The sequence below is a fragment of the Rheinheimera tangshanensis genome, assembly GCF_014645135.1.
In the GTDB taxonomy this organism is placed as follows: Bacteria; Pseudomonadota; Gammaproteobacteria; order Enterobacterales; family Alteromonadaceae; genus Pararheinheimera; species Pararheinheimera tangshanensis.
Genome location: NZ_BMLH01000009.1, coordinates 134,762 through 147,668, shown reverse-complemented (window position 1 = coordinate 147,668; position 12,907 = coordinate 134,762). Strand labels below are relative to the sequence as shown.

Sequence of the window (12,907 nt, the reverse complement as noted above, 5' to 3'; positions counted from 1 at the left end):
GTAGATGACTGACTGTAATCAGAGCGATTTTATCTGAGCTACCACATCAGATAAGGCCAGCATCAGCTTTTCACCAGTCAGACGATTTTTCAGCTCTACTTTCTGCTCATCCAGATTACGTTCGCCTACAATAATGTGATAAGGCACACCTAACAGCTCCATATCAGCAAACATCACACCAGGACGCTCTTTTCTATCGTCAAATAAAACTTCAAAGCCAGCTGCGCTCAGTTCTTTATACAGCTGCTCAGCCGCTTCCTGAATACGTACTGATTTGTGCATATTCATCGGCACTATCGCCACCTGAAATGGTGCTATAGCCACTGGCCATTTAATACCGTATTCGTCATGGTTTTGCTCAATAGCAGCCGCAACAATGCGAGATACGCCGACACCGTAACAACCCATGGTCATAATCTGGTGTTTGCCTTCTTCGTTTAGTACACCGGCTTTCATGGCAGATGAATAACGATCACCCAACTGGAAAATATGACCTACCTCAATACCGCGGCGTATGACTAACTTGCCTTTACCGCATGGGCTTGGATCACCTTCAACCACATTTCGTAAATCAGCCACTTGATACGTGGTGATATCCCGGTCGAAGTTCACGCCTGTGAAGTGGAAACCGTCTTTATTGGCGCCAGTAACAAAGTCTGCTAAATGCGCTGCAGCATGGTCGACAACCACAGGGATAGTTAAACCCACAGGACCGACAGAACCTGGTTTAGCACCAGTGACAGCCAATACATCTTCTTCACTGGCAAATTGCAGCGGAGAAGCCACTAGTGGGTGTTTTTCAGCTTTGATTTCGTTTAACTCATGGTCGCCACGTATTACCAAGGCAACGACTTTAGATCGCCAGGTGTTTTCAAGAACGTCGGCATCTGCATTCGCCAGCAGCGCTTTTACTTCATCAAAGCTTAATTCCGGGTTCAGTTGCACCAGTAAGGTTTTAGCAATAGCCGCGGCATCTCGCTTTAAAAAGGCTGCCACCTCATCAATGCTTTTCGCGTTGGGTGTTGCCACTTCAGTTTTGGGTTGAGTTGCAGCAGGGCGCTGACCTTGTGGTGGCAGTGCTTCTGCTTTTTCGATGTTAGCGGCATAATCGCTCTCATCAGAGAATACAATCGCATCTTCACCAGAAGCGGCCAGCACATGGAATTCGTGCGACATGCTGCCGCCAATAGCGCCTGTATCGGCTAACACAGGGCGGAAATCTAAACCTAAGCGGGTGAAGATATTGCAGTACGCCTGATACATAGCATCATAAGTTTGCTGCAAACTTTCCTGACTTAAATGAAAAGAGTAGGCATCTTTCATTAAAAATTCGCGCGCACGCATCACACCAAAACGTGGACGACGTTCATCACGGAACTTAGTTTGAATTTGATACAAATTAATCGGCAGCTGTTTGTAGCTGCTGATTTCTTTACGCACTAAATCGGTGATCACCTCTTCGTGCGTAGGACCCAACACAAAATCGCGCTGGTGACGGTCTTTAAAACGCAGCAATTCAGCGTCCATCTTTTCCCAACGCCCGGATTCCTGCCACAGCTCGGCATGCTGCACAACCGGCATTAACACTTCAATAGCACCGGCTTTGTTAATTTCTTCACGGACAATTTGCTCTACTTTACGTAAAACCCGCAGGCCACTGGGCAACCAAGTGTACAAACCTGACGCCAGACGACGCACCATACCGGCGCGTAACATCAATTGATGGCTAATAATTTCGGCATCAGCCGGGGTTTCTTTCATCGTAGAGAGTAAATACTGACTTGTCCGCATAAATAGTTCCGTGAGTTTTAAGTTTAATAATTCTGTGAATGGCCGCTATTCTACCAAGCCTGTTATTAGGGCAGTAGCTTAATCTGATGTTTTATCCATTCTGTGGTCAGATTTTGCCCTGCAACCATGCCACCTAAGCTGTAAAGCTCGTTGTTCATGCTCACCAGTGTGCGTAAATCCATCACAGCTCTGGTGTTTTCTGCTTTTAACCAACTTTTGTCTGTTAATGAATACACCCAGACTTCAGCAGAAGGTTGTGCTGGTGTACCGTTGTAGCCAATACCATTGTAGTTATAAGCGGTTTCACTGCCGCCTATAAAGACAATCAAGTCTTTACCGTCCTGTTGGACAGCAGCTGCCGCCATACGATAACGGGCTTTACCTGTTGGATGCTGGATTTGTTGCCAGCTGATACGGTTGGCGTCTGATTTACTGATTTCACCTAACCAGCACTGAGCTTGCGTCTGATACTGACGCGGTAAGGTTTGATAGCTGACTTTGACCCCATCACAAAGCAGCATACTACTCCCGGACAAGGCACCAGCCAAACCAAAAGTCGGAGTGCCGGGAAAAGGAGTTGCCTGACTCCATTTCTGCGTAAAATTATCAAAGACTTGCACCAGATTAACATTGCCATCTTGCGACCAGCCGCTGGCCAGATAAATGTATCTGTTGTTATAAGCCAAAGCCACACTGTCGTCGACAGCGACCGGCATGTCCGGCAGCTTGTTATAGGCTTTGGTGACCGGGCTGTAGCGGTAGCCCTCTGCGCTTGATACTTCTGTGCCATTGGCGGCCACTGTATAACCACCAAAGATAAAAAAGTGGTTTTGCAAGGTGACGCCAGAGCTTGCAAGTCGGCCACTTAAGCGCTGACGACTAGGTACGGCTGGAGCTTTTAGCCAGGTAGGTTCACCCACAGTCCATTGCCAGACTCTGTTATGCACATCGGCATGGGTCTTTCCTGAAGCCAATCCCATAAAGCTGGCGACATAAGTGCGGCCAGCCACAGTGGTGGTCATGACCAGATTGTTACTGACCGGTTCCGGTAAGGGGGGGAGCTCAGCGGCATAAAGCCATAAAGGAGCGCTAAGCGTCAGACAGAGGCTGAACGTCATGCTCCTGTTGTTTTTCTTTAACATGCCTGATCTCTGTAACATGATTGTGTACTCCATTCACTGTCCATTTGATATTAAAGTGATACAGCGTCATGCCATAGCTCTGTTGCTCCGCTTTTTGTTTTTTGTACTGGGGGCGCGGATCTTGTTTTAACACCTTTTCTATCAATACTGCTAATTCAGGCTGATCTTTTTGCCGCTGACAAAACTGCAGAACAGCAGGTTCAAAACTGACTGTCATATCGGTTTCAGGCGCCGCGTCAGCAAAACCACCGGCAGCATTTGGTAAAGCGTCGGCGTAGGGCAGGTAAGGTTTAATATCCAATATTGGTGTACCGTCCAGCAGATCGACTCCGGAGAGCTGAATAATCAAACGGCCTTGTTTACGTACCACACCTTCAAGTTTTACGACAGAAAGTCCAATTGGGTTTGGTCGAAAGGTCGCCCTGGTAGCAAAAACCCCTTTTTTTTCATTGCCACCTAATCGTGGTGGCCGCACTAGCGGTGACCAGCCTTTGTTGGCTGTTTCATGAAAAACAAACACCAGCCATAAATGGCTAAAAGCTTCAATGCCACGGACAATAGCGTCATCGTCATAACCGGGTTCCAACACCAGTTCAGCTTTGGCTTCAGCTATCAGGCCTGGCTGGCGGGGAATAGCAAACTTTTGTTTATAGGGTGAGCGGATGGTGCCCAGCACCTGCATTTGATAAGAGGGCATCAGTTCCTCAAAATACCAACAGAAAAAAATGAGGACCATTATGGCGTCCGCATGCACAAAGGACAAGCAAGGCCCAAAAAGCACTCTGATAGAAAATCACTTTACAATAGTGTTAAAACTTGGGATTAATAGCAGACAGTTGTTCGATGCAATCTACAGCCAACACCCAAGAGCGGTTTAAACCGCCGTTTATAGAAAAACAACCAAACCACCTGAATCCACTTGATTGACACATCACCTTAGTGCTGTGTTTGTTTTTGCTATGGCGTGACGAGAGTTGATATGGAAAAGAAAGTTTTATTAATTGAATGCCCGGATTCAAAAGGTTTAATTGCCCAAATTACCAACATTTGCTACAAGCATCAGTTGAATATCATTCGGAACACCGAATATGTTGACCCGGAATCAGGTCAGTTTTTTATGCGCACTCAGCTGGAGGGGATTTTCAATGACAAAACCCTGATGCTGGATTTAGACAGAGCTTTACCGCCAGGTAGTACTCGGCAGCTGGTGGCTGCAGGACGAAAAAAAGTAGTGATACTGGTGACCAAAGAGGCGCATTGCCTGGGTGATATTTTAATGAAGGTGTACGACGGCTCATTAAAACTGGATATTGCAGCTGTTGTTGGCAATCATCCGGATTTACAAAGCCTGGCCGAAAAGTTTGATATTCCCTACCACCTGGTCAGTCACATCAACTTAAGTCGTGAGCAGCATGAAACCGAGCTTCGACAGGTGATAGACCCTTATCAGGCCGATTATTTAGTGCTGGCAAAGTTCATGCGTGTATTAAGCCCGGCTTTTGTCGCGCATTACAAAGAGCGCATTATCAACATTCATCATAGTTTTTTACCGGCTTTTATCGGTGCTAATCCATACCATCAGGCGCATAAAAGAGGCGTGAAAATTATTGGCGCTACCGCCCATTTTGTCACGGACGATCTGGATGAAGGCCCTATTATTAAGCAACTGGTGACCCCTGTGGATCATACCTACAGCGCTATGGATATGGTAAAAGCGGGTCGGGATGTCGAGAAAAACGTGTTAAGCAAAGCCTTGCAACTGGTGCTGGAAGACCGGGTTTTTGTGCATGGCAATAAAACAGTGATCCTATAAAAAATCATTTATATCAGTGGTTTGGTTCGTTTTTTTCGAAAAACAAACTATGCTGATAAAAAACAATAAGGATAAGATTTTATGTCGGGTAAAAGGACAGTTGAATTCCGATTTTTAGCCGAGCCTACTCATGTCAACTTTGGCGGTAAAGTGCATGGCGGTATGGTGATGAAGTGGATTGACCAAGTGGCCTATGCCTGCGCAGCCGGTTGGAGTGGATTGTATTGTGTGACTGTGTCTGTCGGCACTATCCGCTTTCGCAGACCCATCTTAGTTGGGCATCAGGTCGAACTAATAGCCCGCATCGTCTATACCGGTACTACCAGTATGCATGTGCTGGTACAGGTACGCTCTGGTGACACCAAAGGCGGTGAAATGCTGGAAACCAATCATTGTATTATCAGCTTTGTCGCTTTAGATGCAGAGGGCAATACAGCGGCAGTGCCAGCCTGGGTTCCGCAAACGGAAGAAGACAAATTTTTGCAGCACTATGCTATTAAAACCAAGGCCTTTTCGCAGGAGGTTGAGCAGGATATGCTGGATTATTATCAGGAGAAATCATGATAAAAATATTTTGGTTCATAGCCGCAGTCTTTGCTTGTACAGCGGTCGCAGCACCACCTGTATTACATCCTGAACTGGAAATTTTCCGGCCCTTTTTAGACAGCCACTGGGAAGGGGATTTGACTGAACCAGGTAAAGAGAAAAAACTGATTGACCGCTCCATATGGAGCAGGGCGTTAAATGGTCAGGCGATTAAAACTGTGCATTCCATCAATGATGGCGAATACGGCGGTGAGACTATGATTTTCTGGGATCAACAGCAGAAAAAAATTGCATATTATTATTTTACTACCGCAGGTTTTTATACCCACGGCACTATGACCTACAATCCTGATACAAAAAGTATTGAAGCATTGGAAAAAGTAGAAAACAATGCTCAAGGCATCACGCAAGTGCGCTCCCATTCGGTACTGGATCCAACGGGGATGCTTCAGATCAGTTCGGAGTATTTACAGAATGGAGAGTGGGTAAAAGGGCACAGCGCTACTTATAAGCGAGTGCCCAAAACCGAAGTCGTTTTTCATTGAAGGTTGTTATTTTTCAGTACTAAACTCTTCCGTTGGCTCCAGTGCATAAATATTGTCTATCTGTGTCGCACTGGAGTGGCTGACTCTTAAATCTTTTATATGACCGTTACGTAAGCTATAGACCCAGCCATGTACAGTCAGTTGCTGGCCACGCTCCCATGCGTCCTGAACAAAGCTGGTATGACAGACATTGCGTACCTGTTCCATCACGTTCAGTTCACACAAACGATTGACTCGTTGGCCATCGTCTTCAAAGCTGTCCAGCTCATCTCTGTGCAGTGCATAGACATCTTTAATATTGCGTAACCAGTTATCAACAAAACCAATACGTTGTTTGTTCATCGCAGCGGCTACACCGCCACAGCCATAATGGCCACAGACAATAATATGTTTGATTTTTAAGATATCGATAGCGTACTGAAGCACAGACAAGCAATTAATGTCGGAGTGTAATACCAGATTAGCCACATTGCGATGAACAAATAGTTCACCCGGCAATAAGCCCACTATTTCATTGGCAGGAACCCTGCTATCGGAGCAACCGATCCATAAGTATTCAGGAGCTTGTTGCTCTGACAGTTGTTTAAAAAACCCGGGAGCTTCCTGCTCAACCCGCTCAGCCCACGCCGTGTTATTGGCAAATAAGTGTTTTAAGGAACGCATGGAATCACCTTGTAGAAAACTGGCGCTACGATAACAGATCTGACCTAAGGTGGAACACCGACCAGCAATCTCTTTGTTAAATGAGCAGAGCAACAAATTCAGCAGAGGTAAATCTGTTTGGCTGCTTACTGACGCTCAGGTTATGATAGAACAATAAGTTAAGATTTTTCTGAAGGAACCATAGTCTATGGTGAAGTTAAAAAAAGCAGTGATCCCTGTGGCAGGTTTAGGCACCAGAATGTTGCCGGCGACTAAAGCTATCCCAAAAGAAATGTTGCCTGTAGTGGACAAGCCGTTAATTCAGTATGTGGTGGAAGAAGCTGCAGCTGCTGGTATTACCGAGATTGTGCTGGTGACTCATTCCAGTAAAAACTCGATAGAAAACCACTTTGATACCAGTTTTGAGTTGGAGAACCAGCTGGAAAAGCGGGTAAAGCGCTCCTTGCTGGAGGACGTGCGTTCTATTAACCCAAAAAATGTTACTGTTATTTCAGTGCGTCAGCCTGTGGCTCTGGGGTTGGGTCATGCGGTACTTTGTGCTGCTCCTGTGGTTGGCAATGAACCTTTTGCGGTGATACTGCCGGATGTTTTGATTGATAAGTATCATGCAGACGCCCGTATTCATAACTTAAAAGCCATGATCCAACGTTTTGAAACCACAGGTGCAAGCCAAATCATGGTAGAACCTGTGCCAGCGCTTGAAGTAAATAAATACGGCATAGTAGATATTTCAGGTGAACAGTTAGTGCAGGGGCAATCGGCTTTAATTCGTACTATGGTCGAAAAGCCAGAGATTGAAGATGCACCGTCTAATCTGGCTATTACCGGACGCTATGTGTTGTCAGCTAAAGTATGGGATTTATTACGTCACACAGCTCCTGGCGCTGGTGGCGAGATTCAACTGACAGATGCTTTACATCATTTATTATTAGTTGAACAAATCGAAGCCTATCATTTACAAGGTAAGTCGCATGACTGCGGTAGTAAAATAGGTTATCTGAAGGCTGTTGTTGAATATGCGCTCCAGGATAAAAAGTTATCAGACGAGTTTCGCAGTTACTTGAAAAATCTTCATCTATTAAAAGACTAAAGACTATAAAACGCTGATTTTTATTGGCCTGATCATTTTTTCATTCCCAGTAAGTAAGGAGTGAATAAAGTCAAAATCAGGCTAAAACAGGCATTTTTTATTTTATTTACTAAATAAGATTATGTTTGAGCTTTAATTTGTAAGAATGATTCTGTACTATCATTCTTAGTATTTATCCACGGGAGATTTTCATGTCATTGTTACTTGATAAAAAAGAACTGAAAAAAGCCGCTAAAGAAATCACGACTGTTAAATTACATGAAGTAATTGAAACGTTAAATTCTGTATTGGCCGAACGTCAAAAAGAAACTGAAGTGTTGTCTCAAATCCGTGCTTTAGCTAAAGCTCAGGGTTTTACTCTGGAACAACTGGGTTATCAGCTCAATGCAGATGTTGTCGTTAGTCATGATGATGATACTGAGTCAAAAGGCAAACGTCCGGTTAAACCAAAATTTAAAACGATCAATAAAGAAAGTCAGTTCTTTTATGTTGATGCCGGTAAATTACATTTGCTGAAAACTCATACCATGAAAAAGTCTCTTGTAGACCGCGGTATTAAAGTTGTGCCATTCCATAAAGTAGATGGTAAGTACAGCAAAGATATCGAGGCTTTGTTAGCTGAAGCAGGTACTCAGGCTATAGAAAACTTCAATAGCAAAGTCGATGTATGGAACGCTTACGCTCAGGCAAACGGCGAAGAGATACTGTCGAAGAAGTAATCATCTGTGAATATAAAAAAACCGCCAGTTTCAGTAGTGAAGTGGCGGTTTTTTTTTAGCCTTTATTTCTGCTGCGCATCCAGCGACTGGCCATTCACAGCTTTGCTGTCATCACTCATTAAATACAGATACAGCGGCATAATTTGCTCAGCTGTTGGCAAACTTAACTGGTCTTCGCCCGGATAAGCTTTGCTACGCATTTTGGTACGGGTGGCACCAGGGTTAATCGCATTGACCCGCAGCGAGGTCCCTTCGTATTCAGCCGCCATCACCTGCATCAAACCTTCGGTAGCGAACTTAGATACTGCATAGCCTCCCCAGTAGGCTCTGCCCTGACGTCCAACACCAGAGGAGGTAAATACAACAGAAGCTTGTGGCGCTAGCTTTAATACCGGAATGAGAGCCTGACTCATCAACATTGCCGCCGTTACATTGACCTGCATAATGTCCTGCCAGGTCGGTAAATCCAGATGCTCAAATGGACTTAATACGCCAAGCAGACCCGCGTTGTGTAATACACCGTCCAGCTTGCCAAACTCTGCTTTAATAGTGGCTGCCATGTCTTTATAGTGCTTCGCTGTTGCCCCTTTTAAATCCAGCGGCACAATAGCGGGTTCAGGCCAGCCTGCTGCGACTATTTCATCGTAAACTGCGGTTAACTTGTTAGTGGTTTTACCTAACAATATAACGGTAGCACCATGTTTGGCATAACACAGTGCTGCTGCTTTACCTATGCCGTCACCAGCTCCTGTGACCAGAATAACTTTATCTGCCAGAGCCTGAGGGGTTGCTTGATAGTTGAACATAAATAGGAGTCCCAGCCGTTTAAAAACGGCGGCAGCATACCTGCTCTGTATTAATTTTGCACCTTTCTTCAACAAGCTTGATTTTGAGCTAGCGAATTTTTTCTGATTGGGTTAAGTTTAACTGGTCGTAGCTGTTAAACGCTAACATCACAAAAACGAATGACCTCTTTAGGTAACTATCGGGGCAGAATAAGAAAAATACAGGACACGGGGAGAAGATATGAACAAGCTTTTGCTTAGCTTTGCCATTGCCAGTGCATTAGGTTTAGCCGGTTGCGGTGGTGAAACACTGGACGAAATTAAAGACAATACTCAAACAGGTGGTGAGGTTCAAATCCCTTTATCACGTGTAGTTTATGACCCTGCTAATGGTGTGTTATCACCTCCAAACGATTTGTTATTACAAGGTACTAATGATGGTACCTTGTTTATGCCCGGCGAAAAAAATGCAGCTGGTGCACATATTGATGCACCGAATTATGCAGACCCTTCTACTGCTTTAGGTGCATTAGATGGCTGGTCAACTCAGAACCCATTTACTATTGCACTTAATCTCAGTTCTGGCGTGACCTTAGATGCTGCCAGTGTGCAGCAAGCAGGTGCTGTGTACTTAGTGGAGACCCTGATGGGCGACCCTGCGTCACCTGATGCAGATTGTCGCGCAGTGCCTCGTGGTGCCGCTTGTAAAGCAGTTGGCAGTCTTACTTTTGGTGTGGACTTTATCACTCGTGCCAGTGGCAACAGCATTGCGGTTATTCCATTAAAACCATTAAAAGCTGCCACCACTTATATTCTGGTGTTCACTGATGCGTTAAAAGACAGTGAAGGCCGTTCAATTGCTCCTTCTGCCACCTATGAGTTGGTGAAACAGGACATTACCACTAAGCCATTAGGTACCGCTGCTCAGCTGGCTTTACAAGGCGTGATCAATAGCTTTGAAAACGCAGTGTCTGCAGAGTCGATAAATAAAGACGGCATTATTTACACTGCAGCTATTACTACGCAGTCTACAGCGCCGGTATTTGCTGCGGTGAAGAGTTTATTAGGGGCGAAGTTACAAGCTGCATCGGCCACAAGCACGCCACTGCTGACATTAGCTAATTCAGGCGAAACAGCTCAGGATCGTCTTCCAGCTCCTGCTAATACGGATCCTCGTTTTCAGGCTGCGCTGGTTTACGAAGGCAGTATCAAATTGCCTTACTACTCAGCAATTCCCACCACTGCTGATCCAAGAGCGCCGTTAAACCAAAGTTGGAAAGCGCGCTGTGACTCAGGTGCTATTATCGCGGCATTAACGGATGCTGAAAAAACTGCACTCGAGGGCAGAATCACTGACCCTGCTCAGGCGGCTAATGATGCATTTTGTAAGGCTGCATCCAATGGTGCTTTACGTGACTTTGGCTTAGATAAACAACGTCATTTAACTAAATTTAATACGCTACCAAAAGAAACTGCAGTACTTTCGGTGCCTGTATTGGTGACTGTGCCTAACGAAGCGCTAACAGGCAAAACCAAACCTGCCGCAGGTTGGCCTGTTGTGATTATGCAGCATGGTATTACTTCGAAAAAAGAAGATATGTTAGCAGTGACTGCATCTTTAGCCGGTCAAGGTTTTGCCACTATAGCTATTGATCATCCACTGCATGGTGAGCGTGGTTTCGGGCCGATCAATGCGTCTTCCTCAGCGACAGCTACTGTGTATATGAACCTGTCTAATTTACTGGTCACTCGTGATAACCTGCGTCAGAGTATTGCCGATATTTTAGCTGTTCGTATTGGTTTACACGCGACCAATTTACCTGGCTTATTAAATAGAAACGATGTGCAATTTTTAGGCATATCTTTAGGGTCTATTACTGGTATATCCGCTGTTGCATTAGCAAATACCCCAGTGGGTATTGATACTTTAGACCCATTGTTCCCGATGCGTTCTGCTGCTTTCTCAGTGCCAGGCGGTGCGGTAGCTAACTTCTTATTAGACTCTGTTGCTTTTGGTGACACTATCAAAGCCAGCGTTTTACTTGGCGCTGGTGGTACTACAGCGCAGTCGTATACTAACTTTGCTACAACTCAAAATGGTTGTGGTGGCAGTGCAACGGCGCCTTTTGCTAGTTGTTTCAAACCTTTCCTTCAGTATTTAACCAGCATCGACAGGGGCGCTGATGTCGCCGCTATTAATGCCGCTTTATCACAGTTTGTTTTTGCAGCACAAACGATCACTGATGCAGGGGATCCAAACAACTTTGCAGCTAGTTTTGTGGCTACAGAAACACCAGCTTATATCGCAGAAGTGGTAGGGGATGGTGGTAGCAATCTGCCTGATCAGGTGATTCCTAACGGTAAACCTGGTACTTCAACTATGCCTTTGGCTGGTACAGAACCATTAGCACGTCTGTTGGGCGCTGTAGCTGTGAATAATGTAGCAGGAAGTTATCCTGTAACAGGTACTGCACTGAGCCGCTTTATCGCCGGTGAGCACGCGTCCCTGTTAAGACCTACAGTACCAGCTGTGACTACTGAGATGCAGACACAAGCTGTAAGCTTCTTTACCACCCGAGGTGCAGGCCTGCAGGTTGCAAACGGTGCTGTAATGGCTCCAGCTAACTAAGATTCAATACCTATCAAAAGCCCGGCTAAGTGCCGGGCTTTTTTATATCCATGGACGGATGGTATGTCGAAAATGCAGGAAGCATAGTTTCGACGATATCCATGGACGGATGGTATGTCGAAAATGCAGGAGCATAGTTTCGACTTATTTATTAGCATCAGGCTACAATGCCAATAAATTTTCTTAAAAAGGAATAGAAGTGGAATTCTTATATCAATACGGCTTATTTTTAGCAAAAACAGCCACAGTAGTGATAGCTGTTGCTGTGATTATCGCCCTGATTGTCTCTGCTAAACAAAAGGCAAAAAAAGGTGAGCTGGAGTTTAGCGATTTGTCGCTAGATTACCGTGAGCTGACTGACGATTTACAGCAACAGCTCTTGGATAAAAAAGCTTACAAAGCCTGGTCAAAAAAACAAAAACAACAGGACGAGCCAAAAGAGCGGCTTTTTGTACTGGATTTTAATGGCAGTATGGATGCACATGAAGTGGAGGCCTTACGTGAAGAAATCACTGCTGTACTGGCTGTCGCGACAGCGACAGATGAAGTACTAATCCGACTAGAAAGCCCTGGTGGGGTAGTGCATGGGTATGGTCTGGCGGCGTCTCAGCTTGACCGGATCAAACAACAGCATATTCGTCTGACGGTCGCTGTCGATAAAGTAGCCGCCAGTGGCGGTTATATGATGGCTTGTATTGCCGATCGTATTTTAGCTGCACCTTTTGCCATTGTTGGCTCTATTGGCGTGGTTGCTCAGTTGCCTAACTTCCATAAGCTGTTAAAGAAAAACCATATAGATGTTGAGCAATTCACTGCAGGTGAATTTAAACGCACAGTTACCGTTTTTGCTGAAAATACCGAAAAAGGCCGCGAAAAATTTCAACAGGAACTGGAACAGACTCATGTTCTGTTCAAAAACTTTGTTCATAAACACAGGCCTGTCCTTCAAATCGATCAAGTGGCAACCGGTGAGCATTGGTTCGGTTACCAGGCGCTGGAATTAAACCTGGTTGATCAGTTACAAACCAGTGACGATTATCTGGTGCAGCAATTTAGCAGTAAAAAAGTTGTGCAGGTGAAGTATCAGATCAAACGTAAACTGGCAGAAAAAGTAGGTTTGGCTGCAAGTACGGCCTTAACAACAAGTCTGAACACCTTATCTAACCTAAGCTTTTGGCGTTAAG

Annotated in this window: 12 protein-coding genes; 7 read left to right on the top strand and 5 right to left on the bottom strand. The window is 45.1% G+C overall.

Annotated elements, in window-relative coordinates; all coding sequences use genetic code 11:
• Positions 1-18: 18 nt before the first annotated feature.
• From IEW88_RS15550 to tsaA, 3 genes are all read right to left on the bottom strand, one after another.
• Positions 19-1,791, bottom strand: a complete 1,773-nt coding sequence (locus IEW88_RS15550; protein ID WP_147904845.1) for a proline--tRNA ligase — start codon at positions 1,789-1,791, stop codon at positions 19-21.
• Positions 1,792-1,856: 65 nt separating this feature from the next.
• Entirely contained in the window at positions 1,857-2,951 is a 1,095-nt protein-coding gene (locus IEW88_RS15545; RefSeq protein WP_147904844.1) for a Kelch repeat-containing protein, read from the bottom strand.
• On the bottom strand, positions 2,881-3,630 hold the full coding sequence (gene tsaA / locus IEW88_RS15540) for a tRNA (N6-threonylcarbamoyladenosine(37)-N6)-methyltransferase TrmO (RefSeq protein WP_053424719.1): 750 nt from the start codon (positions 3,628-3,630) through the stop codon (positions 2,881-2,883). The genes IEW88_RS15545 and tsaA overlap by 71 nt, the downstream gene beginning before the upstream one ends.
• 282 nt (positions 3,631-3,912) lie before the next feature.
• Between tsaA and purU the strand changes: the two genes are divergently transcribed.
• From purU to IEW88_RS15525, 3 genes are all read left to right on the top strand, one after another.
• On the top strand, positions 3,913-4,746 hold the full coding sequence (gene purU / locus IEW88_RS15535; protein ID WP_147904843.1) for a formyltetrahydrofolate deformylase: 834 nt from the start codon (positions 3,913-3,915) through the stop codon (positions 4,744-4,746).
• An 81-nt stretch (positions 4,747-4,827) separates the two neighbouring features.
• The gene (locus IEW88_RS15530; protein WP_147904842.1) at positions 4,828-5,310 is read left to right on the top strand and encodes an acyl-CoA thioesterase; all 483 of its coding nucleotides are present in this window, start codon (positions 4,828-4,830) and stop codon (positions 5,308-5,310) included.
• Positions 5,307-5,837 (top strand): hypothetical protein, encoded by a 531-nt coding sequence (locus tag IEW88_RS15525; RefSeq protein WP_147904841.1) that lies wholly within the window; start codon positions 5,307-5,309, stop codon positions 5,835-5,837. Before IEW88_RS15530 ends, IEW88_RS15525 begins: the two co-directional genes overlap by 4 nt.
• 6 nt (positions 5,838-5,843) lie before the next feature.
• Here IEW88_RS15525 and can read toward each other — a convergent pair whose 3' ends face one another.
• Positions 5,844-6,500, bottom strand: coding sequence for a carbonate dehydratase (can, locus tag IEW88_RS15520; protein WP_053424685.1), 657 nt, complete (start codon positions 6,498-6,500; stop codon positions 5,844-5,846).
• A gap of 187 nt (positions 6,501-6,687) precedes the next feature.
• On the opposite strand from can, the gene galU reads away from it, so the two are divergent.
• Together galU and IEW88_RS15510 are read left to right on the top strand one after the other, a co-directional pair.
• A complete protein-coding gene (galU, locus tag IEW88_RS15515) occupies positions 6,688-7,590 on the top strand; it encodes a UTP--glucose-1-phosphate uridylyltransferase GalU (RefSeq protein ID WP_053424686.1) in 903 nt (300 codons plus the stop codon).
• Positions 7,591-7,781: 191 nt separating this feature from the next.
• On the top strand, positions 7,782-8,309 hold the full coding sequence (locus IEW88_RS15510) for an H-NS family histone-like protein (protein WP_053424687.1): 528 nt from the start codon (positions 7,782-7,784) through the stop codon (positions 8,307-8,309).
• 62 nt (positions 8,310-8,371) lie between these two features.
• Here IEW88_RS15510 and IEW88_RS15505 read toward each other — a convergent pair whose 3' ends face one another.
• Complete coding sequence (locus IEW88_RS15505; protein ID WP_185148626.1) at positions 8,372-9,115, bottom strand: YciK family oxidoreductase; 744 nt, start codon at positions 9,113-9,115, stop codon at positions 8,372-8,374.
• 220 nt (positions 9,116-9,335) lie between these two features.
• Between IEW88_RS15505 and IEW88_RS15500 the strand changes: the two genes are divergently transcribed.
• Positions 9,336-11,723, top strand: coding sequence for a VolA/Pla-1 family phospholipase (locus IEW88_RS15500; protein ID WP_147904840.1), 2,388 nt, complete (start codon positions 9,336-9,338; stop codon positions 11,721-11,723).
• A 193-nt stretch (positions 11,724-11,916) separates the two neighbouring features.
• On the top strand, positions 11,917-12,906 hold the full coding sequence (gene sohB, locus IEW88_RS15495) for a protease SohB (RefSeq protein WP_221411440.1): 990 nt from the start codon (positions 11,917-11,919) through the stop codon (positions 12,904-12,906).
• The last annotated feature ends 1 nt before the right edge of the window (position 12,907 follow it).

Excerpts from the sequence above, each read along its gene's own strand:
- IEW88_RS15550 (WP_147904845.1), bottom strand. The coding sequence starts at position 1,791 with ATGCGGACAAGTCAGTATTTACTCTCTACGATGAAAGAAACCCCGGCT.
- IEW88_RS15545 (WP_147904844.1), bottom strand. The coding sequence starts at position 2,951 with ATGTTACAGAGATCAGGCATGTTAAAGAAAAACAACAGGAGCATGACG.
- tsaA (WP_053424719.1), bottom strand. The coding sequence starts at position 3,630 with ATGCCCTCTTATCAAATGCAGGTGCTGGGCACCATCCGCTCACCCTAT.
- purU (WP_147904843.1), top strand. The coding sequence starts at position 3,913 with ATGGAAAAGAAAGTTTTATTAATTGAATGCCCGGATTCAAAAGGTTTA.
- IEW88_RS15530 (WP_147904842.1), top strand. The coding sequence starts at position 4,828 with ATGTCGGGTAAAAGGACAGTTGAATTCCGATTTTTAGCCGAGCCTACT.
- IEW88_RS15525 (WP_147904841.1), top strand. The coding sequence starts at position 5,307 with ATGATAAAAATATTTTGGTTCATAGCCGCAGTCTTTGCTTGTACAGCG.
- can (WP_053424685.1), bottom strand. The coding sequence starts at position 6,500 with ATGCGTTCCTTAAAACACTTATTTGCCAATAACACGGCGTGGGCTGAG.
- galU (WP_053424686.1), top strand. The coding sequence starts at position 6,688 with ATGGTGAAGTTAAAAAAAGCAGTGATCCCTGTGGCAGGTTTAGGCACC.
- IEW88_RS15510 (WP_053424687.1), top strand. The coding sequence starts at position 7,782 with ATGTCATTGTTACTTGATAAAAAAGAACTGAAAAAAGCCGCTAAAGAA.
- IEW88_RS15505 (WP_185148626.1), bottom strand. The coding sequence starts at position 9,115 with ATGTTCAACTATCAAGCAACCCCTCAGGCTCTGGCAGATAAAGTTATT.
- IEW88_RS15500 (WP_147904840.1), top strand. The coding sequence starts at position 9,336 with ATGAACAAGCTTTTGCTTAGCTTTGCCATTGCCAGTGCATTAGGTTTA.